The 24,142-nt window shown below is 40.7% G+C and carries 23 protein-coding genes; 14 read left to right on the top strand and 9 right to left on the bottom strand.

Annotation, left to right across the window (positions count from 1 at the left end; translation table 11 throughout):
* Positions 1-203: 203 nt before the first annotated feature.
* Complete coding sequence (locus ACFSTG_RS12435) at positions 204-629, bottom strand: hypothetical protein (protein ID WP_380753305.1); 426 nt, start codon at positions 627-629, stop codon at positions 204-206.
* Between the two features lie 195 nt (positions 630-824).
* Between ACFSTG_RS12435 and ychF the strand changes: the two genes are divergently transcribed.
* The 6 genes from ychF (at position 825) to ACFSTG_RS12405 (ending at position 8,501) form a co-directional block, all read left to right on the top strand.
* Positions 825-1,919 carry a redox-regulated ATPase YchF gene (ychF, locus tag ACFSTG_RS12430; protein ID WP_380753302.1) on the top strand — a complete coding sequence of 365 codons (1,095 nt, stop codon included), beginning with the start codon at positions 825-827 and terminating at the stop codon, positions 1,917-1,919.
* Positions 1,920-2,240: 321 nt separating this feature from the next.
* Entirely contained in the window at positions 2,241-4,094 is a 1,854-nt protein-coding gene (locus ACFSTG_RS12425; protein WP_380753299.1) for a DNA topoisomerase IV subunit B, read from the top strand.
* Position 4,095: 1 nt separating this feature from the next.
* Positions 4,096-4,614 (top strand): hypothetical protein, encoded by a 519-nt coding sequence (locus ACFSTG_RS12420; protein ID WP_380753296.1) that lies wholly within the window; start codon positions 4,096-4,098, stop codon positions 4,612-4,614.
* Positions 4,571-7,267 (top strand): DNA gyrase/topoisomerase IV subunit A, encoded by a 2,697-nt coding sequence (locus ACFSTG_RS12415; protein ID WP_380753293.1) that lies wholly within the window; start codon positions 4,571-4,573, stop codon positions 7,265-7,267. The genes ACFSTG_RS12420 and ACFSTG_RS12415 overlap by 44 nt, the downstream gene beginning before the upstream one ends.
* Positions 7,267-7,707 (top strand): large-conductance mechanosensitive channel protein MscL, encoded by a 441-nt coding sequence (gene mscL / locus ACFSTG_RS12410; RefSeq protein WP_380753290.1) that lies wholly within the window; start codon positions 7,267-7,269, stop codon positions 7,705-7,707. The genes ACFSTG_RS12415 and mscL overlap by 1 nt, the downstream gene beginning before the upstream one ends.
* A gap of 71 nt (positions 7,708-7,778) precedes the next feature.
* Positions 7,779-8,501, top strand: coding sequence for a hypothetical protein (locus tag ACFSTG_RS12405; RefSeq protein WP_380753287.1), 723 nt, complete (start codon positions 7,779-7,781; stop codon positions 8,499-8,501).
* 49 nt (positions 8,502-8,550) lie between these two features.
* Here the strand turns inward: ACFSTG_RS12405 and ACFSTG_RS12400 are convergent, their stop codons facing one another.
* The gene (locus ACFSTG_RS12400) at positions 8,551-8,925 is read right to left on the bottom strand and encodes a DNA topoisomerase IV (protein ID WP_380753284.1); all 375 of its coding nucleotides are present in this window, start codon (positions 8,923-8,925) and stop codon (positions 8,551-8,553) included.
* Positions 8,926-8,956: 31 nt separating this feature from the next.
* Positions 8,957-9,361, bottom strand: coding sequence for a helix-turn-helix domain-containing protein (locus ACFSTG_RS12395; RefSeq protein ID WP_380753281.1), 405 nt, complete (start codon positions 9,359-9,361; stop codon positions 8,957-8,959).
* Between the two features lie 280 nt (positions 9,362-9,641).
* Between ACFSTG_RS12395 and ACFSTG_RS12390 the strand changes: the two genes are divergently transcribed.
* The 4 genes from ACFSTG_RS12390 (at position 9,642) to ACFSTG_RS12375 (ending at position 13,141) form a co-directional block, all read left to right on the top strand.
* Positions 9,642-10,808, top strand: coding sequence for a M14 family metallopeptidase (locus ACFSTG_RS12390; RefSeq protein WP_380753278.1), 1,167 nt, complete (start codon positions 9,642-9,644; stop codon positions 10,806-10,808).
* Between the two features lie 78 nt (positions 10,809-10,886).
* Positions 10,887-11,366, top strand: coding sequence for an Lrp/AsnC family transcriptional regulator (locus ACFSTG_RS12385; protein WP_380753276.1), 480 nt, complete (start codon positions 10,887-10,889; stop codon positions 11,364-11,366).
* Positions 11,367-11,452: 86 nt separating this feature from the next.
* Positions 11,453-12,475: a YihY/virulence factor BrkB family protein gene (locus tag ACFSTG_RS12380; RefSeq protein ID WP_380753273.1), complete on the top strand. Its 1,023-nt coding sequence runs from the start codon at positions 11,453-11,455 to the stop codon at positions 12,473-12,475.
* Between the two features lie 117 nt (positions 12,476-12,592).
* Complete coding sequence (locus ACFSTG_RS12375; RefSeq protein WP_380753270.1) at positions 12,593-13,141, top strand: type 1 glutamine amidotransferase domain-containing protein; 549 nt, start codon at positions 12,593-12,595, stop codon at positions 13,139-13,141.
* Between the two features lie 69 nt (positions 13,142-13,210).
* Here ACFSTG_RS12375 and ACFSTG_RS12370 read toward each other — a convergent pair whose 3' ends face one another.
* Both ACFSTG_RS12370 and aroB read right to left on the bottom strand, forming a co-directional pair.
* Positions 13,211-13,522 (bottom strand): hypothetical protein, encoded by a 312-nt coding sequence (locus tag ACFSTG_RS12370; RefSeq protein WP_380753267.1) that lies wholly within the window; start codon positions 13,520-13,522, stop codon positions 13,211-13,213.
* Between the two features lie 91 nt (positions 13,523-13,613).
* The gene (gene aroB / locus ACFSTG_RS12365; protein ID WP_380753263.1) at positions 13,614-14,693 is read right to left on the bottom strand and encodes a 3-dehydroquinate synthase; all 1,080 of its coding nucleotides are present in this window, start codon (positions 14,691-14,693) and stop codon (positions 13,614-13,616) included.
* Between the two features lie 104 nt (positions 14,694-14,797).
* On the opposite strand from aroB, the gene ACFSTG_RS12360 reads away from it, so the two are divergent.
* Together ACFSTG_RS12360 and ACFSTG_RS12355 are read left to right on the top strand one after the other, a co-directional pair.
* The gene (locus ACFSTG_RS12360) at positions 14,798-16,009 is read left to right on the top strand and encodes a proline dehydrogenase family protein (protein ID WP_380753259.1); all 1,212 of its coding nucleotides are present in this window, start codon (positions 14,798-14,800) and stop codon (positions 16,007-16,009) included.
* Entirely contained in the window at positions 15,993-16,532 is a 540-nt protein-coding gene (locus ACFSTG_RS12355; protein ID WP_380753256.1) for a 1-acyl-sn-glycerol-3-phosphate acyltransferase, read from the top strand. The genes ACFSTG_RS12360 and ACFSTG_RS12355 overlap by 17 nt, the downstream gene beginning before the upstream one ends.
* Before the next feature lie 54 nt (positions 16,533-16,586).
* Here ACFSTG_RS12355 and ACFSTG_RS12350 read toward each other — a convergent pair whose 3' ends face one another.
* The 3 genes from ACFSTG_RS12350 to ACFSTG_RS12340 all read right to left on the bottom strand — a co-directional run bounded on the left by ACFSTG_RS12350 (position 16,587) and on the right by ACFSTG_RS12340 (position 19,847).
* Positions 16,587-17,741: a baeRF7 domain-containing protein gene (locus tag ACFSTG_RS12350; RefSeq protein WP_380753253.1), complete on the bottom strand. Its 1,155-nt coding sequence runs from the start codon at positions 17,739-17,741 to the stop codon at positions 16,587-16,589.
* A gap of 193 nt (positions 17,742-17,934) precedes the next feature.
* Complete coding sequence (locus tag ACFSTG_RS12345; RefSeq protein WP_380753251.1) at positions 17,935-18,768, bottom strand: DUF1853 family protein; 834 nt, start codon at positions 18,766-18,768, stop codon at positions 17,935-17,937.
* Positions 18,765-19,847 (bottom strand): AI-2E family transporter, encoded by a 1,083-nt coding sequence (locus ACFSTG_RS12340; protein WP_380753248.1) that lies wholly within the window; start codon positions 19,845-19,847, stop codon positions 18,765-18,767. The genes ACFSTG_RS12345 and ACFSTG_RS12340 overlap by 4 nt, the downstream gene beginning before the upstream one ends.
* A 170-nt stretch (positions 19,848-20,017) precedes the next feature.
* Here ACFSTG_RS12340 and ACFSTG_RS12335 point away from each other — a divergent pair, with 170 nt between their 5' ends.
* Positions 20,018-20,800 (top strand): tRNA pseudouridine synthase A, encoded by a 783-nt coding sequence (locus tag ACFSTG_RS12335; RefSeq protein ID WP_380753245.1) that lies wholly within the window; start codon positions 20,018-20,020, stop codon positions 20,798-20,800.
* Here the strand turns inward: ACFSTG_RS12335 and recQ are convergent.
* Positions 20,793-22,904, bottom strand: a complete 2,112-nt coding sequence (gene recQ, locus ACFSTG_RS12330; RefSeq protein ID WP_380753242.1) for a DNA helicase RecQ — start codon at positions 22,902-22,904, stop codon at positions 20,793-20,795. The genes ACFSTG_RS12335 and recQ overlap by 8 nt on opposite strands.
* Before the next feature lie 152 nt (positions 22,905-23,056).
* Between recQ and corA the strand changes: the two genes are divergently transcribed.
* Positions 23,057-24,139 (top strand): magnesium/cobalt transporter CorA, encoded by a 1,083-nt coding sequence (corA, locus tag ACFSTG_RS12325; RefSeq protein WP_380753239.1) that lies wholly within the window; start codon positions 23,057-23,059, stop codon positions 24,137-24,139.
* Positions 24,140-24,142 lie beyond the last annotated feature (3 nt).

Genomic DNA, 24,142 nt, shown 5'->3' with positions numbered 1-24,142 from the left:
AAGATGTTAAATACAAAATATGACAGGGATCATGCAAAGAAACAATATCCTGAAATTGAGGTTTTTTATTTTAAACCTAATATTGGAGAATGAAAAAAGAAATTATTCTTAAATGGTAGGATTTTAATGAGGTCACAGGCTCATGATGGAGGATAAAAATGAAATTAAAAAGGCTTTTGATCCCGTCAAAAGCCTCTGAAGATCTAGTTGGATCTATCAGGTTTTTCCTGAAGATCATTCTTTTGAATAAGATACCTTTCCTCAATAACAGTGTCATTTGCCTGGTCATACCTCAGGGTCCTGAAGTTTCCTATAGAGTCAAATCTTCCGAAGGAAACATCTTCACTGAGGGTGGAGGTCATAATATAAAGCCCGTCGTCTGTTGTTTGGCGCAGGTCCCCAAAATCGATCTCGCCGTCTTCCTGTTTCTTTCTGATATGAATCCTGTTAGTTTCCGGCGTGAAAGTAAATTCACTTTTTTCAAGGAGGTAAACAGCGGGTGCTTGAGGGTTATAAACTGCATTTGCTTGCTTTTGTTGCTGTAATTGATCAATACCGGAAGGAATAGTATCCTGGGAATATATATTACCATATAGGAAAAAGGCGGCTAATAAAAGAAGTGGTTTCATGATTCAGGATTTTGATTCTCCTAAAAGTAGCCGATATCTCTGTTAATACATGATAAAGATTCGTTAGGATTTTAATAAAACAGGTGCAGCCAGTACCACTTAAAATTGTCTTTCGTTTGAGAAATACCCCTGCCCGATTTGTCAATACTTATACTTATCTTTGCACCCGCAAAAAACAGCACCAAAAATATTTATATGAAAGCCGGAATTGTAGGATTGCCCAACGTAGGAAAATCGACCTTATTCAATTGCTTGTCCAACGCAAAAGCCCAGAGCGCGAATTTCCCGTTCTGTACCATAGAACCCAATATTGGTGTGGTAAACGTGCCAGACCATCGCCTGGAAAAACTGGAAAGCCTTGTAAAGCCTGAAAGAGTATTGCCTGCTACGGTAGAAATAGTAGATATTGCGGGGCTGGTGAAGGGCGCGAGCAAGGGGGAAGGTTTAGGAAACCAGTTTTTGGGAAACATTCGGGAGACAGATGCGATCCTTCATGTTTTGAGGTGCTTTGAAAATGATAATATTGTTCATGTTGACGGTTCCATAAACCCGGTGAGGGACAAGGAAACCATTGATATGGAACTTCAATTGAAAGACCTTGAAACAGCTGAAAAAAAGCTTGAAAAGGTGAAAAGGGCTGCAAAGACAGGAAATAAAGAAGCTCAAAAGGAAGAAGCTGCTTTGTTGAAGGTAAAAGCAGGACTGGAGGCAGGAAATTCTGTGCGGGCCGTAGACCTGACTGACGCTGAAAGGGAAGAATTCATTAAACCTTTGCAGTTCATTACAGACAAACCCGTGATGTACGTATGTAACGTAAATGAAACCGATGCGGTTTCAGGAAATGAATATGTAGATAAGGTGAAGGAATCTGTGAAGAATGAGGGGGCAGAAGTACTGGTGTTGGCAGTAGGAACAGAAGCCGATATCACAGAACTCGAAGATTATGAGGAAAGACAGATGTTCTTACAGGATATCGGACTTGACGAACCGGGATCTGCAAAATTGATTCGCGGGGCGTATAGGTTGCTCAACCTGCAAACTTATTTTACAGCCGGGGTTAAGGAAGTAAGGGCATGGACCATACCTGTTGGAGCCACTGCACCACAGGCCGCCGGGGTGATCCATACAGATTTTGAAAAAGGTTTTATTAGGGCAGAAGTGATCGCTTATGACGATTATGTATCTTATGGTAGTGAGGCAAAGGTGAAAGAGGCAGGGAAAATGAAGGTTGAAGGAAAAGAATACATCGTGAAAGACGGTGATGTGATGCACTTCAGGTTCAATGTATAACAGATATGAGTTTTCAGTATTGATTATTGGGTGCTGAGAATTTAGTTTTTATCATACCAGACCTCACAGTTTACAAAAAACTGTGAGGTTTTTTTTCGTCTAGGTTTTTTATTCCGAATAATCCCTTCAAAAAGGATATTTTCCGAAGAATTTTTTCTATTCTCGTTCTCAATAGTTTATTGATCAACCTTTTCTCAAATCTCACAATAAAGTTGAAAACCTGAAATGAGGTTGTGAAACATTTGTTAATTATTTTGTGAACAGGAGGTTTCAACTTTTTAGCGGAAACCTTATATTAGCCACATAACTGAGGAAGAACCTATGAGTGAAGAAACTAAATATACCGAGGACAATATACGGTCGCTGGACTGGAAGGAGCACATTAGAATGCGCCCCGGGATGTATATTGGTAAACTTGGTGACGGCTCCAGCGCCGATGATGGTATCTATATCCTCCTTAAGGAAGTGATCGATAACTGTATCGATGAGTTCGTGATGGGTGCGGGGAAGACCATTGATATCTCAGTTCAGAATCAAAAAGTAATAGTAAGGGATTACGGCCGTGGAATTCCATTGGGAAAGGTCGTGGATGTGGTCTCAAAAATGAATACCGGTGGAAAATACGATACCAGGGCTTTTAAGAAATCTGTAGGTTTGAATGGGGTGGGTACCAAGGCGGTGAATGCCTTGTCCTCCAACTTTAAAGTAGAATCTACCCGTGATGGAAGATCTAAATCTGCCGAATTTGAACAGGGTAACCTTATAAATGAGGAAGAACTGGAAGAGACCTCGAGAAGGAGGGGAACAAAAGTGACGTTTACCCCAGATGAGTTAATCTTTAAGCATTATAAATTCCGGTCAGAATACATAGAGAAAATGCTGAAGAACTATGTTTACCTCAATCCGGGGTTGACCATAGTGTTCAACGGAGAAAAATTCTACTCAGAGAACGGACTCGCAGATCTTCTCGCGGATAGTATAAACGAAGACGATCGTTTATACCCTATCATTCACCTTAGGGGAAATGACATTGAAGTCGCACTTACTCACAGCAAAACCCAGTACAGCGAAGAATACCATTCTTTTGTGAACGGACAGAATACTTCCCAGGGAGGTACTCATCAGTCGGCCTTTAGGGAGGCATTGGTGAAGACCATCAGGGAGTTCTACGGAAAGAATTTTGAGGCGAGTGATGTCCGAAAATCGATAGTTTCAGCCATCAGTATAAAAGTAATGGAACCTGTCTTTGAGAGCCAGACGAAGACCAAACTTGGTTCTACAGACATGGGGGGAAATCTGCCGACGGTAAGGACCTATATTAATGACTTCCTGAAAACACAACTTGACAACTACCTGCATAAGAATTCTGAGACCGCCGAATTAATGTTGCGCAAAATAATGCAGGCAGAACGGGAGAGAAAAGAATTGTCGGGCATCAGGAAGTTGGCGAAAGACCGGGCGAAAAAAGCGAGTTTACACAACAAAAAATTGCGTGACTGCCGTATCCACCTGGGAGACAGTAAAAAAGAACGTTACCTGGAAAGTACCTTATTCATCACCGAGGGAGATTCTGCAAGTGGGTCTATCACAAAATCAAGGGATGTAAACACCCAGGCCGTATTCAGTCTTAAAGGAAAACCTCTCAACAGTTACGGGCTTAGCAAGAAGATCGTTTATGAAAATGAGGAGTTCAACCTGCTTCAGGCAGCTCTCAATATTGAAGAGTCTATGGAAGACCTTCGGTATAACAATATTGTGATCGCTACAGATGCCGATGTGGACGGGATGCATATTCGCTTACTGCTCATCACCTTCTTCCTGCAGTTCTTTCCGGAGTTAATTAAGGAAAACCACCTTTATATTTTACAAACCCCTCTTTTCAGGGTGCGAAATAAAAAAGAAACCATTTACTGTTACAGTGAACATGAGCGGCAGCTGGCGGTTCAAAAACTTTCGGGAAAACCCGAGATCACCCGATTTAAGGGATTGGGGGAAATTTCACCCGATGAATTCAAACATTTTATCGGGGATGACATAAGGCTGGATCCCGTGATGCTTGATAAGGATATGTCTATTGAAGAACTATTGAGCTTCTATATGGGGAAAAATACGCCGGACAGGCAGGAATTTATCATTGACAACTTAAAGGTGGAACTAGATCTGATCGAACAATAACATGAGGTTCAACAACAAAAAGGAAACCAGCATTGTCCCTTCGATCTATATCATTGTTGTAGCGGTGTTCATTACGAATGCCTTTGCATCTGTGGAACTCAAGTACGATGATGTTCCTTTTAATTACAGCAGCCTTATCCCCAATGTGGTGGCTCTTGCAATAGGGATCTATGTTTTCATAGTTGGAAAATCCTTTGAATTTGACAGTGACGGGGAAACCCTGAATTTTAAAAGCAACGGACTTTTGATCTCGCAGTTCATGCATTACCGGGAACAACGAACAGAGGTTCCCAAATCTAAACTGAAGGACTTCAAGGTTGAAAATTACATATTTTATAAACGGCTGCATATCTTCATCCACTCGAGGAATAAAAGAGGATACCGGCATTATAAATATAACATCACCTTTTTAACAGGTAAAAAAACGAAGTCTCTGAAAATTTCTTTAGCTAAAGTTTTGGAGAGAAATAAAGCAAATGGAGAACGAAAATCTGAACGATCCCAACGAGGAGCAATTTGAGCAGGAACAGGAGCTACCGGGAGTGAACCAGGAGGTTTTGACCAAGGTTACGGGAATGTACAAAGACTGGTTCCTGGATTATGCTTCCTATGTTATTCTGGAAAGGGCAGTACCGGCACTTGAAGACGGATTAAAACCCGTACAGCGCCGAATCATGCATTCCATGAAAGACCTTGATGATGGCAGGTACAACAAAGTGGCTAACATCGTAGGGCATACCATGCAGTATCACCCCCATGGTGATGCCAGTATTGGTGATGCAATGGTGCAGGTAGGTCAGAAGGAATTGTTGATCGATACTCAGGGGAACTGGGGTAACATTCTTACAGGTGACGGGGCGGCAGCACCCCGATATATTGAAGCACGACTTTCAAAGTTCGCTCTTGATGTGGTTTACAACCCCAAGATCACCGAATGGCAATTATCTTATGACGGCAGAAAAAAGGAGCCGGTAAACCTTCCCGTGATGTTCCCTCTTCTACTCGCCCAGGGAGCCGAAGGTATTGCTGTTGGTTTAAGCACCAAGATCCTTCCCCACAATTTTATTGAATTAATAGACGCCAGTATAAAACACCTGCAGGGGAAAAAGTTCAGTCTCTATCCTGATTTTGCTACAGGAGGGATCGCTGATATCACCAATTATAATGACGGGCTGAGAGGGGGTCGCGTAAGAGTACGCGCAAAGATCTCACAGCTTGACAAAAACACCCTGGTTATAAAGGAAATACCTTTTAGCACCAACACTTCTACTTTAATTGACTCTGTCCTTAAGGCGAACGAAAAGGGTAAGATCAAGATCAAAAAAATAGAAGATAATACTTCAAGTGAAGTAGAGATCCTTATACATCTACCGGGTAATATCTCTCCAGATAAGACTATTGATGCTCTTTATGCCTTTACCAATTGTGAGGTTTCCATATCTCCCTTGAGCTGTATTATCATTGATAATAAGCCCGCATTTTTAGGAATCTCTGAGATCCTCCGAAGGTCTACAGACCACACTCTTGCATTGTTAAAAAGTGACCTGGAGGTTAAACTTGAAGAATTCCAGGAGCAGTGGCATTTCGCCTCTCTGGAAAGGATATTTATTGAAAAAAGGATCTACCGCGATATTGAAGAAGAAGAAACCTGGGAAGGGGTGATCAAAGCCATTGATGCCGGGTTAAAGCCACATATTACCCATCTTAAACGAGCGGTAACCGAAGAAGATATTGTAAGGTTAACCGAAATAAGGATCAAGCGTATTTCAAAATTCGATCTGGATAAGGCTCAGCAGAAAATTGAGGCCCTTGAAGGAGAGATCGCTCAGATCAAGCACCATCTGGATCATTTGATAGAGTACGCCATAGCTTATTTTACACGTCTTAGAAAAGAATATGGCGCCGGGAAAGAACGTAAAACAGACCTGCGATTGTTCGATGATATTGAAGCAACCAAAGTGGTCATCAGGAATACCAAGCTCTATGTAAACCGTAAAGAAGGTTTTGTGGGGACATCACTAAAACGGGACGAGTATGTGACCGAGTGTTCAGATATTGACGATGTGATCGTTTTTACCCGGGAAGGAAAAATGATGGTTACCAAGGTGGATTCCAAAACATTTATTGGAAAAGATATTATCCACGTTGCCATCTTCAAGAAGAAAGACAGGCGTACCATTTACAACCTTATCTACAAGGATGGCAAAGGTGGCTCATCCTATATAAAACGCTTTGCGGTCACCTCTGTCACCCGTGACAGGGAATATGATCTTACACAAGGTAAAAAAGGATCTGAAATAGAATATTTTTCAGCCAATCCTAACGGAGAAGCAGAAGTGGTGATGGTTTATCTGAGACAGGTTGGTAGCATCAAAAAACTGAAATTTGAGGTTGATTTTGCTGATATGGCCATTAAAGGCCGGGCAGTAAAAGGAAATATCGTAACGAAATATCCGGTAAAGAAAATTGAGTTAAAGGAAGAAGGTGTATCCACTCTTAAACCACGAAGGATCTGGTTTGATGAATCGGTCAAGAGGCTCAATGTCGATGACCGCGGTGAACTTTTGGGTGAATTCAAGGGGGAGGACAGATTGTTGGTCATTACCCAGAACGGGATAGCAAAGACCATTAAGCCAGAACTTACAACCCGTTTTGATGCAGATATCATTGTACTTGAAAAATGGAATCCTAAAAAACCAATATCTGCTATCTATTGGGAAGCTGAAAAGGAACGTTTTTATGTGAAACGTTTTCTTATAGAGAACGAAGAAAAAGAAGAGAATTTCATTGGCGATCATCCTAAGTCTTATCTTGAGATCGTTTCTACGGATTATTTACCTGTAGCCGAAGTGGTTTACACCAAACCAAGAGGAAAAGATCAGCGACCAAATGATGTTATTGAACTTGAAGAATTCATTTCGGTAAAAGGAATTAAAGCCCTTGGAAACCAGCTCACAACAGATAAGGTAAAGCAGATAAATTTACTTGACCCCAAGCCATTTGTGGAACCTGAAGAGACAGCCCCGGAAGACATGGAAGTCATAGGGGAAGAGGCTATAGAAAAAGCCTCAAAAGATATAGACGGAAACCCCTCTCCAAACTTTTCAGAAACAAAACTTGATAAAAAGAAATCCCAGAATGATGAGGTGCAGATAAAACTGTTTGACGAATAATGGGATTGATCAAAGAATTCAAGGAGTTTGCCGTTAAAGGCAATATGATTGACATGGCGGTGGGTATCATCATTGGAACCGCCTTCAATAAGGTGGTGGATGCTCTCGTAAAACAAGTGATCATGCCACCTTTATCGGTGCTCACCGGAAGAATTAAGTATGCAGACAGGAAATATGTTTTACAGGAAGCTTTACCCGCAGTAGAAGGGGGTGAGGTAACCGAAGAGGTTGCCATTGGCTACGGAATACTGATAGAGGTATTCATTGATTTCCTCGTAATAGGTTTTACTGTTTTTCTCGTGGTGAAATTAATGAACCGGTTCCGGAAAAAAGCTGAAGACCCTCAAAACAAAACTGTAGCAACCCCCAAAGATATTGAGCTCCTGAACAGCCTGAATGATCTTATGAAGGAACAGAACGAACTTTTAAAGAATAAATAGAAAGTTCCTTCCCCAACTTTTAAAAGGTTATTGTATATTCATCCCTTTAACTATAAATCAATCTAATCAAAATGAAAAAAGTATTTTTTGGAAGTTTCTTATTATTAATTTTCGCCGGTTCTTCAGTTTATTCACAAATTGGAGTAGGAAATGGTGCGGGTAGTATGAACAGGAATGACAATGAAGAGATCGTCAATGAATTTTTTAAAGGGATCAAAAAGAATGAAGAATCCAATTCAATTAAGGGAAGCCCTTATTTAAATGAGGATTTTCAGATTGCGATGCTTGATTTTCCCAACTATGACCCTATTTCTGCTGAAGTGAGATATAATATCGCTAAAGAAGAAATGCAGGTGAAGATAGATGAAGATGGTTACAGAGTTTTGCACCCCGGTGTAGTGGTGAAGATGAACAACAGGCCATTCAAGATGCTAGGGTACAGAGGTGAAAAAAAGAATCTTGACTTGTTGGGTTATTTCGAATTCCTTACTCCCGATAACGGAGAAGGAGACCTGGTGTTGCTTAATAAGCATTCTATTACTGTAAGAAGAGGAAAGGCGGCTGCCGCAATGCAGAAAGCAACTCCGCCAAAGTACATCTCTAAAGACGATCTGTACCTTAAATTCGGAGCATCAAAACCCGTAATGGTTGAAAGGAAGACTAAAAAATTCCTTAAACAGTTCCCTGCAGATCACCGCAACCAGGTGAAGGGTTTTATGGAAGAGAACAAACTAAGATCTAAAGATATCGCAGATCTTAAAGCAATAGTGAACTATTACAATGCGAATTTCTAATTTCAATTAAAAACAAATTAAAAAGAGCCGCTAAGAAGCGGCTTTTTTTTTACTCCACTTTAACCGCGGTTCCCCGCTGTTTCCCGGTTTCTCCTACAAGTCCGTATTCAAAGTTATAGGTATTCCCTTCTGTGGTAAGTATCTTTATATGGATTGGTTTTTCTTCTGCACGATTTTCAGGATTACGATTCGTAAGAAGATATTCACAGCTATTTATCCAGCGGATGGAAGAAGTATCTGCCTTCCCTCTGAAATAGTCAATCTCCATAGTGTCATTTCGCACAAACCTGGTCTTGACAAGCTCACCCTCCAAATAGGATTCAAACTCAAAGGTACCGGTCTTAAAATCGTTACAATTTCGCTCAGGTTGGTAACAAGACGTGAGACTAAAAATTAAAAGCAGTAGAAGTAATATTTTTTGCATTCTGCAAATTAACGTCATTTTCCACATTCTGTCAATTTTCAAAAGCTTCAAAAGTACCATCTGAATAAAAAATAACGATACGTTTTATATTTTTTTCTGACGTAGCTGCAGATAAAGTTGCTTTCTTCGGTTCCTCAGAAAAAAGATCTTTGGGAGTCGGCTTCGAGGAGGGAGCAGGGGAAGATATCGGGATTGGTTCTTTCCCGGGATTTTTAGGGAAAGTACCTTTTCCGTTTAGCAGCCAATATAATTCTACATCGGGAAAAGCATCGATGATCTTCATTACAAAGTCAAGACTTGGTTTATTTCGACCCGATAATAAATGGGAAATAGAGGAGCGGCCGACATCTATCTTATCAGCAAAAGAAGCTGCCGAAAGATCATAATAATCCATAATGCGGTGCAGTCGTTTTGTAAATTCTTCAGTGTTTACCATTGTAAACTAATTCAGGAAAGTTAGTAGTTTACAAATGTAACTCTTTATTCACATACTTCCAAATTACAGGTGTAAACAAAACCTATGTAGGTGATTAATTACTTTAGGTAAAGACCTGTAACTAACTAAAAATTAATCCATCAAATACCAAATATAAAGGACTTGGAAATTTTCCTTCTCTTGTTAAGGAACATGTTAAACAACCGTTTACAATATTAAACATAAGTGCTCCTGATTCTTGTTTACAATTGTAAAATTTTGATTATTTACTTTTGTAAACATGAGTTCAAACACAATTTTTGACAGCTTTTTAGAAAGTTACAGCACGTTTAAAGAAGACACTATTTCGGGCAGGTATCTAAACTATGTGAAGCTTAAACCTTTTTTAAATAAAGCGGAGTTTTTTAAGACAAGGAATGAGATTGGCAAATCCTTTTTAAATGTTCCCATCGAGAATATCAGGTTGGGTAAAGGTCCGGTCAAGATCATGGGTTGGTCCCAGATGCACGGTAACGAATCAACTACTACTAAAGCCCTGCTTGATCTTTTAAACTTCCTGGTTTCCGAAGATCCTGAGGCTGTGAACATACTGGAGAAATGTACCTTGCTATTCATTCCTATGCTTAATCCTGACGGTGCGGCGCGTTATACCCGTGAAAATGTAAATGGGGTTGACCTTAACCGCGATGCTTTTGAAAGGAAAGAGCTCGAAAGCAGGGTGCTAAGAGATTGTTTCGAGGATTTTAAACCCGACTTCTGTCTGAACCTTCATGACCAGAGAACGATCTATAGCGCAGGTGACGATCCCAAAACGGCCACGCTTTCATTTCTGGCACCTGCCATGGATGAGGATAGAACGATTAATGAGGTAAGAGTGGAGGCTATGCAGGTCATTGCCGCCATGAATGAAGTGCTGCAAATGTACCTGCCGCACCAATTAGGGAGATACGACGATGCATTTAATATTAATTGCACGGGAGATACTTTTCAGCAGCTGGGTGTTCCTACTATTCTCTTTGAGGCCGGTCATTTTCCCAAAGATTATCTACGGGAAGAAACCAGAAAGTTTGTAGCCCTGGCTATGTTCTCGGCTCTCCGTTCCATTTCGGAAAGGGATTTTGAACGCTTTACAGTTTCCAACTACCTGGAGATTCCCGAAAACCGCAAAAATTTCTTCGATATAATCCTAAGAAATGCCATTTCTGAAGGAGAGCCTTTAGATATAGCCATTCAATATGAGGAAAAGGTCAAAGCAGGGGAGATCCATTTTGAACCTGTTTTAAAGACAAAGGCGCCTTCTCTTTCTTATTTCGGACATCTGGAAATTGAGTGCAATGGGCAGGAGGTTCGGTCTGTGACCGGAAAAATACTCAACGAAAACGATATAGTACATGATATTTTGTTAAATGGAGAGAAGTTATCAATAAAATCTCAGGATATTCCGTAAATATTGTTTATAATCTAATCGTTTTGTAGTAATTTTGTACTTCATTTAAAATAATGGAGAATTTAGAAAAGAAAAGATATGGCAAAGTTTAGATTAGATGAAACAGATCACCAGATCCTGAATATGTTGATTGATAACACCAGGACCCCATTTACAGAGATAGCAAAGAAATTGAACATATCTGCCGGAACTGTACATGTAAGGGTGAAGAAGATGGAGGAAGCAGGAATCATCTTAGGTTCTTCGCTAACCCTTAACTATGAGAAGTTGGGATATGCATTTATAGCCTATGTAGGGATTTTTCTACAAAACACTTCTCAGACGAAATTTGTTCTCGAAAGGATCAATGAGATCCCTTTTGTGACTGTAGCACATGTTACTACCGGTAAATTCAATGTTTTTTGCAAGATAAGGGCTCGTGACACCCAACATGCTAAAGAAATAATCTTCCAGTTGGATGATATTGAAGGTGTGTACAGAACGGAAACTATGATCTCCTTAGAGGAAAGCATTAATGACAAGAAACGACTGATGCATTCTATTTTTGAGAACATGTAAGATTACTAAAATGGTATTAAAAACCCTTTAAGCTTCTGAGTTTAAAGGGTTTTTTTTTACATTCATGGAAAGTGGGTATTGAAAATATGGAAGTAAAACGAAAATTATCTTCTTTCTGGCACCTTATAAAAAGAGCCTATTTTAGCTGGAACCGTAATGATCCCTGGGCCAGGAGTGCTACCATTGCTTATTATGCCTTGTTCTCTTTACCCTCTCTATTAATTATTGTAGTGACCGTTTCCGGGTATTTTTTTGGACGCGATGCAGTTCAGGGAAGAATAACTGAAGAAATAGGGGGATTTATTGGTACAGATTCTGCCAGGGCGGTTGAGGGAATGATAGCGAAGGCCGCCCTCAATGACAGTTCCATCTTTGCTGTAATATTTGGACTGGCCTTTCTTATTTTTGGTGCCACAGGGGTTTTCTTCCAGCTAAAATCAGCTATGAATAACATCTGGAATGTGGCTGCAAAGAAAAACAGCATAAAAAGAGTAGTTATAAACCGTATCATTTCCCTGGGGATGGTATTTGTCGTGGGGCTGCTGTTGCTGGTCTCCCTGGTTATTTCAGCTATTCTTTCAGCATTAAGCGATTATCTGGCCAAAGTCGCACCGATCATTACAGTCTTTACCCTGGAGGTCATTAATTTTCTAATTTCATTCATTATCGTTACGTCCCTTTTCGCAGCGATCTTCAAATGGCTTCCCGATGTAAAACTCCGCTGGAAAACCACTTACCTCGGAGCTATTTTGACCACAGTCCTTTTTCTTATTGCTGAATATGTCATAAGGTTCTACTTTGGTCAGAGCAATCCCGGATCTGTTTATGGGGGAGCCTCCTCTGTAGTGCTGATTTTACTCTGGGTTTATTACACCTGTCTCATAGTTTTCTTTGGTGCTGAATTTACGGTCCAATATGCCCTGTATAAGAAAGAAAAGGTAGAACCAAATGAGCACGCAGAACCTGCCATCTATCAGGAATTAGAACGTCTGGAACAGAAAAAGGGACAGTTAATTGATGAAAAAAGGATTCTTGATACTCTTCAATCCCATACCGACAGGGAATTGGAAATAAAGAATGCTGAGCAGAAGGAAAAAGGGGAAAAATAAATAGTTATAATCCCTGCTTTAACGAAAACCTCTCTTATTTTATCACCTTGTTAATACACATGCGGCTTTAAGTTTTATATCTTAATAAGATGAAGTGAAATTTAAAAAATTAATGATATGAAAAAGAGAATAGCCATACTGGCTACCAATGGTTTTGAAGAAGTGGAATTAACCTCCCCAAAAGAAGCTATGGAAAAAGAAGGTTTCGAAGTCCATATTGTAAGTCCGGAGTCTGGAAAGATCAAGGCGTGGGACAAAGGTGACTGGTCAGGGGAATATATGGTGGATAAATCTGTCAAAGATGTTTCTGCCAAAGATTATAATGCCCTGGTACTTCCCGGCGGGGTCATCAACCCTGACAGGTTGAGAACAGATGAAAATGCTTTGAAGTTCGTCAGGGATTTCTTTGAACAGAAGAAACCTGTGGCTGCCATATGTCATGGCCCGTGGACGCTGATTAGTGCCGGGGTAGTGAAGGGTAGGACAATGACCTCCTATAATTCCATTAAAGACGACCTTAAAAATGCAGGGGCAAACTGGGTGGATAAAGAAGTAGTGGTAGATGAAGGTTTTGTTACCAGTAGAAATCCTAATGATCTTCCGGCTTTTAATGCCAAATTAATAGAAGAGATAAAAGAAGGGAAGCATGAGGAACAGCATGCCTGAAAATTGTCTAAAACTAAAAAAGGGACCCATTAGGTCCCTTTTTTATATTCTTATGGGAAGGTTCCAAGGTTAGTCTTCTTCCTGTTCTTCATCTTCAGTCTCCTCTTCGGCTTTCTCCGGAAGGTCAACTATAGGCTCATTAAAATCGGCTTCATCATAATCTTCCTCATCATAATTCGCCATAGTGTTTTCAAGCCTCGTACTTACCTTTACCAGATAAATACTGTCTTCGGTTCTTACCTCCACCGCATCTACGGTTTCATTCTTCGCATTCTTAAAGGAAATGATCTGGTCATCATCATACCCATCAGGGTACTTTTCAACCAATAAGCTCAAGATCTCCGGCGTAAGTTTTTTGTAATCAACAATGATTCTTTTCATAAATAATTTTTTGGTCCTGGTCTCAACGAAAATAGTAATTCATTTTTCCGCCGACGTTAAATTAAATAAAAAATTTAATCTCTTTTTCTTTTTAAAACTCTGTACCTCTCTGTGGCTCAAGATAATACCTGAAGGCGTCATAGAGAAGATCATTAGGCACCTGCCTGTCAATAACAGGATCACCTATTTTCCGCAAAAGAACAAAATTTATTTTTCCTCCCTCATTTTTTTTATCAAATTTCAAAAGGTCAATGATCTTTTCCTGGTCCTCTGCCGGGATGTCTACCTGCCCGTATAAGGAAAGTATCCTTTCCCTGATCTCCTCCATGCTTTCTTTAGAAAGGTCTTCCAATCTATGGGAAAGATAAGCTGCCAGCACCATACCTATTGCCACAGCTTCTCCATGAAGTAATTTTTCTGAAGGTTTCTCCATAAACAGGGATTCGATCGCATGCCCCAAGGTGTGGCCAAAGTTCAGACTTTTTCTCAGTCCTTCTTCCCGGGGATCCTGCTTCACAATACCTTGTTTGATCTCAATAGATTCCAGGATGAGTTCGTCTAGTTGGGAAAGGTCCAGATCTTTTAGGTTCACCAGCTTCTTCCAGTACTTTATATCACTTATAAGCCCGTGCTTAAGCATTTCAGCGAGGCCGCTGCGCATCTCTGCTGCCGGAAGGGTTTGCAGGAAAGAAGTGTCTGCCACCACCATTTCAGGAGGGCTAATTACGCCTACCTGGTTCTTTAGGTTATCCAGATTCACTCCATTTTTTCCTCCTACCGCCGCATCGACCATGGCCAGTAGAGTAGTGGGAAAATGGATGCAGGATATCCCCCGCCTGAAGGTTGCTGCCACAAACCCTCCAAGATCTGTAACTACACCACCTCCCAGATTAATGAGCAGGCTTTTCCTGTCTGCCCCCAGTTCGGTAAGAACACGCCAAATTCCCATACAGGTTTCAAGGTTTTTGTTTTCTTCCCCGGCATCCATTTCCACCACTTCTATCCCAACGGTAGTTTGAAGCCGGTTAAGGAACGAAGAAAGGCAAAATTCATGTGTATTTGAATCTACCAGGATAAAGATCTTTGAGAAGTTTTTCCCGGTTAAAAATAAATTCAGATGCCGGTAACCTTCTTCATTGAAAAATACCGCATTATTATTGGGGAAATCCATGTTTTTGCGTTTATAAAAAAATGTATTCTGGTGCCGAAAATAAGGAGAATAATCCTAATAATTCTGGTCCAATACTTATCTTTGTAACATATATTTCTATACTAATGATCACAAGAAAAATCTTTAATGATACTGAGACGGCTTTCAGATTGAAAACTGATTCAGAATTAAACCGCGCAATATTTCTGTTTGAGATGATTGACAGGCCGTTACTGGTCAAATTAGGGACTGCAGCTACTAATCTTTCCTTAAAGCTTCATTTACCGGTTGAAACCCTGATAAAAAAGACCGTTTTTAATCAATTTTGCGGAGGAGTGACCGAAAAGGATTGTATCCCTACCGTCAAAAAGATGTATTCCAAGAATTTACACAGCATTTTAGATTATTCTGTGGAAGGAAAGGAAAAGGAGAGTGAATTCGAGAAAGCTATTGAACGTAAGACCAACATCGTAAAGTTCATTGCCGATAAAAAAGAGCTGCCTTTTGCTGTTTTTAAACCCACAGGTATAGGAAGGTTTGAGCTATGGCAAAAAGTATCTGCAAATGCAAGTTTAACCCTGGAAGAAGAAGAAGAGTGGCAGCGTGTGAAGAACAGGGTAAATAAAATTTGTGATGAAGCCTATAAACAGGGGGTAAGACTGCTTGCCGATGCCGAAGAAAGCTGGATGCAGAAGGCCGCAGATGATCTTATGGAAGAGATGATGTTCAAATATAACCGTGAGAGAGCTATCATCTTTAATACCTTACAATGCTACAGGTGGGACAGGATGCAATATTTGAAAGACCTTCACAGTAGGGCAAAAGAACAAGGTTTTATTGTGGGCGCCAAGATAGTTCGCGGGGCATACCTGGAGAAAGAGAACGAAAGAGCAGCTAAAATGGGGTATATGTCGCCTATTTGTGAGAACAAGGAAGCTACAGACGTGAATTACAATGGGGCTGTTACCTATTGCCTTGCGCACATTGAGGACATTCATGTATTTATTGGAACCCATAATGAAGTGAGTAATTACCTTGCCTTGCAGATCATGGAAGATAAAGGGATCGCCATTAATGATGACCGCGTGTGGTTCTCTCAGCTCTTCGGAATGAGTGAACATATTAGTTATAACCTTGCAGAGGAGGGTTACAATGTTGCAAAACTGGTTCCCTTTGGACCGGTAAAAGAAGTTGTGCCTTACCTGATTAGAAGGGCTGAGGAGAACACTTCAGTAAGAGGCCAGACAGGGCGTGAGCTTGCCTTGTTATATGAAGAAAGAAAACGGAGAGGCGGGGAACTAACCAAGAGCAACAGGGAGAGTGAATTGGTTAGCTAGAGTCCTCTATTTTAAACTTCTGGGATGGAAACTTATTGGTTCCTGGCCAGCGGGAGTCCGAAAAAGTGTTGTTATCGTGGTACCGCATACCAGTTGGCATGATTTCTATATGGGATTACTGGTAAGAAGGATCCTGAGGATAAATATTAAATATCTTGCCAAAAAAGAGCTTTTTAAACCTCCTTTTGGTTGGTATTTTAAATGGATGGGAGGAACGCCGCTTGATCGTACTCCGGGCCAGAAGAAAGTGGAAGCCATTGCAGCTATCTACGGCGATAAAGAAGAATTTCATTTAGCCATGTCTCCTGAAGGAACCCGTAAAAAAGTAAAGGACTGGAAAACCGGGTTTTATTATATCGCCAGGTTGGCTGGTGTTCCCATAGTTATGATATCTTTTGATTATGGCAAAAAGACCGTGAAGATTTCAAAACCTTTGTATCCCTCTGAAGACAGGGAAGCAGACTTTAAAAAGATCAGGTCTTTCTATAAAGATGTGATTGGAAAAATCCCTCATTTTACATAAAATCAAACCCTGCCGGCCGGCAGGGTTTGTAATTTTTATTTTTTACTCTTTCGTTTAATAACGGTAAACGGCATTCATCTTAGAATCCTGCTCTGGCATAAATTCTTTTTCAATTAGATAAACCGTTCCTCCCTGTTCTATAACTTTGACAGCGGCAAGGTTCATAAGTGAAATATTATCAGAATTGGGCTCATCCTGTAAGTCAACAGATGCCATATCTTCATTATATTTCCCCCATATGTCCTCCCGGTTCTGCAGGAACAGGGTGTCCACTTTTCCCTCAAAAATTGCAGGAATGATCTCTGTAACCGAAGTGGAGGTTCTGGCCGGGTTCATATCCCTGAACTGGTTCATTTTATCTTGTTTCTCCTTATCGAACTGAGGTGCGAGCACGTCAAGTGCCGCGGCATGTAAAGCTAATATGTTTTCGTAATCTGAAGGATTTCCGGGTACCGGTTTGGTATAAAGGTTTTTGTAGGTATTCGCCTCCTGATAAATGGGGAATAAATAGTCCTGGCAGGCCACGATCAATGGCACTTTTTCCTCTTTCAGGACTTCATGTAACCCCTTGTCTACGGCCCTGAAGAAGCGTAAGAATTCATTTTTCCGGTCTCTTTCCGCTGCGCCCTGACCGTGCATGGTAGTATCACCGATGGAAGGATTTTGAGATTTAAACTGGAGGGTCTTTTCTTCATAATCATAACCTACCCGGTCTTCCAGTCGTTCCGGAATCAGATCTTTAATATCAATCTCACCAATACTATACATATTCCCCTCAAATAATTGAACGTTGTCTAATTGAAGGGAAAGCAGGTAGAAGCGATTGTCTCTTGAGAACATGGGGATAAGGGGCTTAAGATAAAAGTGTTCCCCTATATAAGTAAATGATTCAAAATTTACCGGTATAGTCAACTTTTCAAAGAAACCATCTGCCATAAAGATAGCCAGGCCATCTGACTGGTGTCTCCAGAAATCCCCGTCGCCAAGAAGATCTTCAAGAGGTTTGCCCATCTTGTCTATTTTCTCCTGGGACAGCCCTGTTTCACGAAGTTTTTCATTGGTCTTTTTCCACTGACTTTTTAACTGAATCCGGTCTTTTTCCTCAAGCACATCCTTTCCGAGGCGCTGAGTTGGGAGGAAAATTGAAACACAGGGTTTATTGGTGAATTTCGCTAACTTTTCGAATTTTTCTTTGGTTAGAATCGGCATAGTTTTACTGTTTTGCAGGTATTCGGGAAATAAGAGTTGTCTGGTAGAAACTCCTGAATACCTTGATTAATTTGTAAGTTAAGTTACTTTAATTGAGATGATTTACAAAAGCAGAACTTCCAAAGCGGTCATAATTTTTCCTTAATTGAAGCAGGTTTTGCCTTAATTTTCTCTTAACAGAAAATAAGGGAGTTCACCACCAAACCACGAAGATGCGATCAAAAGAATCTACACCGGTTTTCAACCATATAAGGGGAGCATGTTTAAGCAATAAAAGATGCTGTAATTGAGGATATATTTCTTCGTAGTCCAACCACTGTTTATTGAACTTAGGGTCGACCGGCCAGTTTTCTTTTTTAGGAAGGTAAAAAAGATGATCCCCAAATTCCCTTTTTGTAAATTTTAAATAGTGGAGCCAGCGTCCCGAAATACATTCGGCATTAACTCCGGTTGGTTTTAGGTCGGGTTGTGAATAGGGTAAAAACAAATGAGCTTTAAAACAAATCTTTTGTGAAACCTCTTGTGGATCTATCTGCAGGGACTTTAGGGTTTCCCTTGTCTCCTTACGGTATAAAAGAGGAAATTGATGCCGGGTTAGCCGGTCAAGTTTCCTTACCAGAGAATCTCTGCGATTGGGGCCTATCCACCTTTCCATTTCCGTAGAAATGGAAGGATCATAAAGATAAAATTTATAGACTAATTCTACATGAGAGATCTCAGCGCTAATCTTATCCTGAAGTAAGAAATCCAATTCCCCAAGTGTGATCTTTTCCTGTATTATCTGCAGGTTTGCTGCAAGGGTCCTGTGACGGGAAAACTCATCAATATAATACCTGAAAAAATATTCAATTCTGCGTCCCAACACAAGATTAGCGGGAATTTTAAGATCCACCTTCAAATCCCGGATTACTTCGGTCATTAAGAACTCCGGAAAACGTATAAGGTCTTTCTCCTTCCAAAGTGGAGGGGTGGCAAGAAACCCTTTAAACTGGAGTTTTAATTTCTCTTCAGAAGTTAGATTCTTCAATTTTCAGAGGTGTTATCACTACTCAGGAGGAATCCGAAGGGTTTAAGTGCAGAAACGTGAAGAAAGACCACATTTAGAATGGCCAGTATAGGTATGGAAAGGACCATTCCTATAATTCCCCATACCATACCTCCAATAATGACCGAAAGAATTACAAAAAAGGGGTGAAGATCAACTTTATCCCCCACTACATAGGGTTCCAGAATATAACTTTCTACAAATTGTGCTACGGTGAAAGTGAGCATGATTCCCACCAGCACGCCGGTTTCTCCCGATGAAAAATACCCGAAGGTTATGGCAAGCCCAAAACCTATAACGTTCCCAATGTAAGGAACGAGACTGAGAACAGCTGCAAGTATACTTATCAGAATAAAATTATCCACTCCCGAAAAACCTAAACCTATAGAATAAAGTATAGCCAGTAAACCAATCAAAACGAGTTTTCCAATCAGGTATTCCTGGATCACAGAGGCCGAATCATTGATCACCTTGTTTACTTCTTTCTTTCTATCATCTGGAAAGAGCTTAAGTAAAAATTCTTTGAACCGGTGCCGGTAATTCAGTAAAAAGAAGACATAAATAAATGTTAACAGATAGTCTCCAAAGAAGGCCAATACCTTATTGAAAAAAGTGGCCGCTTTTTTTCCCGTGTTCTCTCCTGAACCCATGAACGGAATGGATCTTTCAGACCCTGAAGTTTCCAGGTTCTCTTTCTCAAGAGGGGAATGCTCAAGCACAAAAGATTTAAGTTTTTCGATCTTGGGACTCATGGTCTCTTTAATTTTCGGCCAGTCATCTACTACATTTTTAACCTGGAAAGATACCAATGCCATAAACCCAATAGAAATCATAAACAGGATTAAAGTATTTATCAGGGAAGAAGACATTCGGTTTATAAAGGTCTTTTCCATTTTTCTCGAGAGCGGCAACATTAAAAATGCTAAAAATACTGCGGTAAATAACGGTGCCAGAAAACCTTTAGCCTTATATAGTCCAAGAAAAGCAAAATACAAACCCAAAATTGTGAGGGTGCTGTACCATAATATTTGCTTGCCTTTAGAGAGGGTAGTGTTGCTCATAATTGTGAAGGTACAAAAGTTGAGATCAAAAAAAATTAAGTAAACGTTAAAGACTTCCTGCAGTATCAAGGGGATAGAGGGTTTTTATAAAGAAAAAATTCAGAAAGTTTATTAATTTGATAATTAAAGTTGAATAGGCAGGAATATGTACCTTTATAAAAAATCACACTTTGCGACAGCGTTTTTATTATCTTCTTGAGATACAGTACCTGGGTTATCGATTGCATGGCTGGCAGAGACAACCTGGATTCAAGACCGTAGAAGGCCTGGTAAAAAAAACTTTAAAATTTGTACTGGGAGAGACGAAATTCAAGATCCTGGGTGCCAGCCGTACAGATACCATGGTCTCTGCACACAAGGCTGCTTTTGAATTGTTTGTAGACCACGAACCTCTCGAAAATATGGCAGATTTCCTGGTGATATTCAATAATAATCTTCCGCAAGATATCAGGGCATTGAGCATAAAGGAGGTCAATTCTAAATTTAATATCATTCAACACCCCAAGCAAAAAGAATATCTGTATTTGTTTGCCTATGGGAGAAAAAGCCATCCCTTTGCAGCCCCGTTACTGGCTACCTTTCTGGAACCGCTTAATGTGGATGTAATGATGGCCGGGGCCAAAATGTTTGAAGGATTTAAATCTTTTCATAATTACTGTACAAAACCTTCTGAGAAAACAGTGCTGGTAAGACAGATAGATCTCTGCGAGATCGTTCCCAACGAGGAGATCACCGCCAGTTTCTTTCCAGATAGGACTTACCTCTTAAGGGTACAGGGCAGCGGATTTCTGCGGAATCAAATTAGGTTAATGATGGGGGGGCTGGTTATGCTGGGCAGGGGAGAACTTAGCCTGGAGGATATCGAGCGAAGTTTTGACCCTGAAGTGAATATGCTCATTAATTATATTGCTCCCGGTAGCGGTCTCATTCTTAATAAGATCGATTTCAGCTGAATTCAGGATCCTTCTCCAGGATTGTAAGGACAAGCCGAATAGTCCAGTAGTCCATCGTCTCCTGGAAATATTCATAGTAAGGTTTTAAAGTCGTGGGGTTGTCAAGCGCTTTTTTAGCTTTTTTTACAGCCTCGATCTCAGAACCTGATACAAATTTGTGCAGGTCTATTTCTTCCCCGGTCTCGTATAACTTAGCCAGATGGGAAAAAACAGTAGTGGGAGCAAGGCTTCTTTTTTCTGAAATTTCTTCAATACTCAAGCCTTCCTGATATAATTCAAGCGTTGCCTTATAGGTATTCCCTTTTTTTGATGCCTTCTTCTCCCGATTATTTTTACTAAACGCAATGATCCCTTTGATGAACTGATAACCGTAATTCTGCATTTTCTGCCGTCCCACTCCGTTTATTTGCAGAAATTCTTCATCAGTCATTGGTCGTTGCTTTTCCATTTCTTTTAGGGTGGCATCGTTGAAGATGAGATACGGTGGAATTCCTTCTTCTTTGGCTAGTTTTAGCCTGAGTAGTCTTAGCTGCTCAAAAAGAGTGTTTTCAGCTTTCTTTTCGGAAACTACAGAACCTTTTTTAATTTCCTTTTGAATTACATGCGCCAGTTTAACCTGTTCTTTCTCAAAAAGAACATTTTTCGCAAGGTTTGTAAGCTGTAGTTTATTCTGGTCATGGAAAGCGATCTCAATGTACCCCAGGTTAATCAGTTGAATCAGGTACTGCTGCCAGTCTCTCCAGGAAACATCCCCGGCAATTCCGAAGGTCTTGATCTCCTGGTAACCTTTTTCAAAAACCTGTGCATTTTGTGCGCCCCGCAAAACATCAATGACCATTGAGATAGATTCCTGCCCCTTTAACCTGAAAATAGTAGAAAGCGCTTTTTGGGCTAGTATGGTTCCGTCAAAAAATTCAGGTGGGTTTTTGCATACATCACAGTTGCCGCAATCTTTTGGGATGAGTTCCCCAAAATAGCTTAACAGGATCTTCCTGCGGCAGCTAAGGGCTTCAGAATATTGTTTCATTCGTTCCAGCTTCGCCAGCTGTACCTCAGCATTTCCTGAACCTTCAGCGAATTTTTGAAGTTGCACCACATCGGCATAACTGTGAAACAGCAGGGTGGAGGATGGAAGTCCGTCCCGACCTGCACGTCCAATTTCCTGGTAATAGCCCTCCAGATTCTTTGGCAGATTAAAATGTACCACCCAGCGTACATTAGATTTATCGATCCCCATTCCAAAAGCAATAGTCGCACAAATGATCTGGTTCTTGTCATTAATGAAATCCTCCTGTATCCTTATGCGGTCGTCATGGGAAAGTCCGGCATGATAGGCTTCGGCTGCAAATCCTTTACTTGTAAGTTTTGAAGCGAGCATCTCGGTGTTCTTTCGGCTTAAGCAGTAAATGATCCCGCTTTCATTTTTACGGTTTTGCAGAAAAGCTTCTATTTGTTCAATCTTCTTATTGCCCGGGCGTACTTCAAGGCTAAGGTTTTTACGGTCAAAGGAGGCAATATGTTTTTGTGCCTTCGGAATGTTGAGCTGGTGGCAAATATCTTTTCGGGTAGCTTTATCGGCTGTAGCGGTCAAGGCAATAATGGGGGTAGAGGGGTAACGGTTCTTCAGATATCCCAGCTGGGTATAAGCGGGCCTGAAGTCGTGTCCCCAGCTGGAGATACAATGGGCTTCATCTATTGCTATGAGACTAATATTTCCGGAGCCAAAAACAACATCAATATACTGAAGACTTTCCGGAGCAACATAAAGGAGCTTGATCTCATTCCGGGAAATTCTCGAAAAGATCTCCTGTTGCGCCTTTTCTGACTGACTACTGTTAAGAAAAGCAGCAGGAATACCATTTGCTGTTAGTCCGTCAACCTGATCTTTCATAAGAGCGATCAAAGGGGAAATAACCAGCGTAATACCCGGGAGCAGGATTGCCGGCAGCTGAAAACAAATGGATTTTCCTCCACCGGTGGGCATGATCACCAGGTTATCTTTACCTTCAAAAACCGAATCTATGATCTGCCGCTGTAAAGGCCTGAAACTTTCATAGCCAAAATAATCCTTTAATGTGCTTAAAAGTTGTTTTTCCTCTACCATGCTGCAAAGAAAATCAAAGCAGGCACATTTTGCAATGAACCCTTAAGTATTAACAGGGAATAATCACGTTTTATCCTTAATCCTCCCGGGAGAGCCCGTTTAGAATACAAATTCTAAACTTTTTATTTTACCTTTAGATCAACTAAGATCTTATGGCAAAAAGAAAAAGGTATTTATCCCGTAGGCCCAAATCTACTAAAGCTTTAAACCAGGCACCGGGAACGGTGACCTATGTAGGCAATAAGGAAAAAGCAGAAACCACCCTTGAGGTCATAGATTACAATACTGAAAGTTACGAGCGGCATATCACCCAGACTCCCGAAGAGGCATTCAAATTTGAGGAACCAAACAAAGTTACCTGGTTAAATGTTGATGGACTCAGTGAAACATCAGAGATCATTAAGGTAGGTCAGTTCTATGATCTGCACCCACTTATAATTGAAGATATCGTAAATACCAACCAGCGTCCTAAAATAGACGAATACCAGGATTATTTTTTCATAGTCGCCAAGATGTTGTATCATAAAACAAACGGGCAGCTCGAGCATGAACATATTAGCATCGTGCTAGGCAAAGATTATGTACTTACCTTCCAGGAAGCGGGAGGAGATGTCTTTGACGGGGTGAGGGAAAGACTTGCCCGGGGCAAGGGAAGTATTAGAGGCCGTGGCGCAGATTACCTGGTTTTTGCCCTTTTGGATGCCATTGTAGACCATTACTTCCTGGTAGTAGAGGAGATAAGTGACAAGATCGAGATACTTGAGGAACGCCTTTTTAGCTCTGAACCTACAGATGATATTACTCTGGAGATCCAGGAACTCAAGAAGACCATGCTAAGAATTAGAAGGGCGGTGTTCCCGTTACGGGAAGTGGTAAGCAGACTGGAAAAAGTGAATGGCCATCTCATTCATAATGATACCGTGAACTATATTCGTGATTTATATGACCATATGGTACAGGTTTCAGAAAATATTGAGATCTACCGTGAAATGAGCTGGGGTCTTATGGATATGTATATGACTACCATTAGCCATAGAATGAACGAGGTAATGAAGGTTCTTACCATTATGGCTTCCATCTTTATTCCCTTAACTTTTCTGGCAGGTATTTACGGGATGAACTTCAAACATATGCCCGAGCTGGAATGGAAGTATGGATATCCTGTACTGCTCCTTATCATGTTCCTGCTGTTCATGGGAATGATCTTCTACTTCAAAAAGAAACGTTGGCTATAGTTC

The sequence above is a fragment of the Salinimicrobium flavum genome, from assembly GCF_042684505.1.
GTDB classification, from domain to species: Bacteria; Bacteroidota; Bacteroidia; order Flavobacteriales; family Flavobacteriaceae; genus Salinimicrobium; species Salinimicrobium flavum.
The sequence above is the reverse complement of the archived record's forward strand: the minus strand, read 5'-3'. Positions and strand labels throughout refer to the sequence as shown.

Bases quoted from the DNA above. Each gene is read 5' to 3' on its own strand.
- ACFSTG_RS12435 (WP_380753305.1), bottom strand. From the start codon at position 629: ATGAAACCACTTCTTTTATTAGCCGCCTTTTTCCTATATGGTAATATA.
- ychF (WP_380753302.1), top strand. From the start codon at position 825: ATGAAAGCCGGAATTGTAGGATTGCCCAACGTAGGAAAATCGACCTTA.
- ACFSTG_RS12425 (WP_380753299.1), top strand. From the start codon at position 2,241: ATGAGTGAAGAAACTAAATATACCGAGGACAATATACGGTCGCTGGAC.
- ACFSTG_RS12420 (WP_380753296.1), top strand. From the start codon at position 4,096: ATGAGGTTCAACAACAAAAAGGAAACCAGCATTGTCCCTTCGATCTAT.
- ACFSTG_RS12415 (WP_380753293.1), top strand. From the start codon at position 4,571: ATGGAGAACGAAAATCTGAACGATCCCAACGAGGAGCAATTTGAGCAG.
- mscL (WP_380753290.1), top strand. From the start codon at position 7,267: ATGGGATTGATCAAAGAATTCAAGGAGTTTGCCGTTAAAGGCAATATG.
- ACFSTG_RS12405 (WP_380753287.1), top strand. From the start codon at position 7,779: ATGAAAAAAGTATTTTTTGGAAGTTTCTTATTATTAATTTTCGCCGGT.
- ACFSTG_RS12400 (WP_380753284.1), bottom strand. From the start codon at position 8,925: ATGCAAAAAATATTACTTCTACTGCTTTTAATTTTTAGTCTCACGTCT.
- ACFSTG_RS12395 (WP_380753281.1), bottom strand. From the start codon at position 9,361: ATGGTAAACACTGAAGAATTTACAAAACGACTGCACCGCATTATGGAT.
- ACFSTG_RS12390 (WP_380753278.1), top strand. From the start codon at position 9,642: ATGAGTTCAAACACAATTTTTGACAGCTTTTTAGAAAGTTACAGCACG.
- ACFSTG_RS12385 (WP_380753276.1), top strand. From the start codon at position 10,887: ATGGCAAAGTTTAGATTAGATGAAACAGATCACCAGATCCTGAATATG.
- ACFSTG_RS12380 (WP_380753273.1), top strand. From the start codon at position 11,453: ATGGAAGTAAAACGAAAATTATCTTCTTTCTGGCACCTTATAAAAAGA.
- ACFSTG_RS12375 (WP_380753270.1), top strand. From the start codon at position 12,593: ATGAAAAAGAGAATAGCCATACTGGCTACCAATGGTTTTGAAGAAGTG.
- ACFSTG_RS12370 (WP_380753267.1), bottom strand. From the start codon at position 13,522: ATGAAAAGAATCATTGTTGATTACAAAAAACTTACGCCGGAGATCTTG.
- aroB (WP_380753263.1), bottom strand. From the start codon at position 14,693: ATGGATTTCCCCAATAATAATGCGGTATTTTTCAATGAAGAAGGTTAC.
- ACFSTG_RS12360 (WP_380753259.1), top strand. From the start codon at position 14,798: ATGATCACAAGAAAAATCTTTAATGATACTGAGACGGCTTTCAGATTG.
- ACFSTG_RS12350 (WP_380753253.1), bottom strand. From the start codon at position 17,741: ATGCCGATTCTAACCAAAGAAAAATTCGAAAAGTTAGCGAAATTCACC.
- ACFSTG_RS12340 (WP_380753248.1), bottom strand. From the start codon at position 19,847: ATGAGCAACACTACCCTCTCTAAAGGCAAGCAAATATTATGGTACAGC.
- recQ (WP_380753242.1), bottom strand. From the start codon at position 22,904: ATGGTAGAGGAAAAACAACTTTTAAGCACATTAAAGGATTATTTTGGC.
- corA (WP_380753239.1), top strand. From the start codon at position 23,057: ATGGCAAAAAGAAAAAGGTATTTATCCCGTAGGCCCAAATCTACTAAA.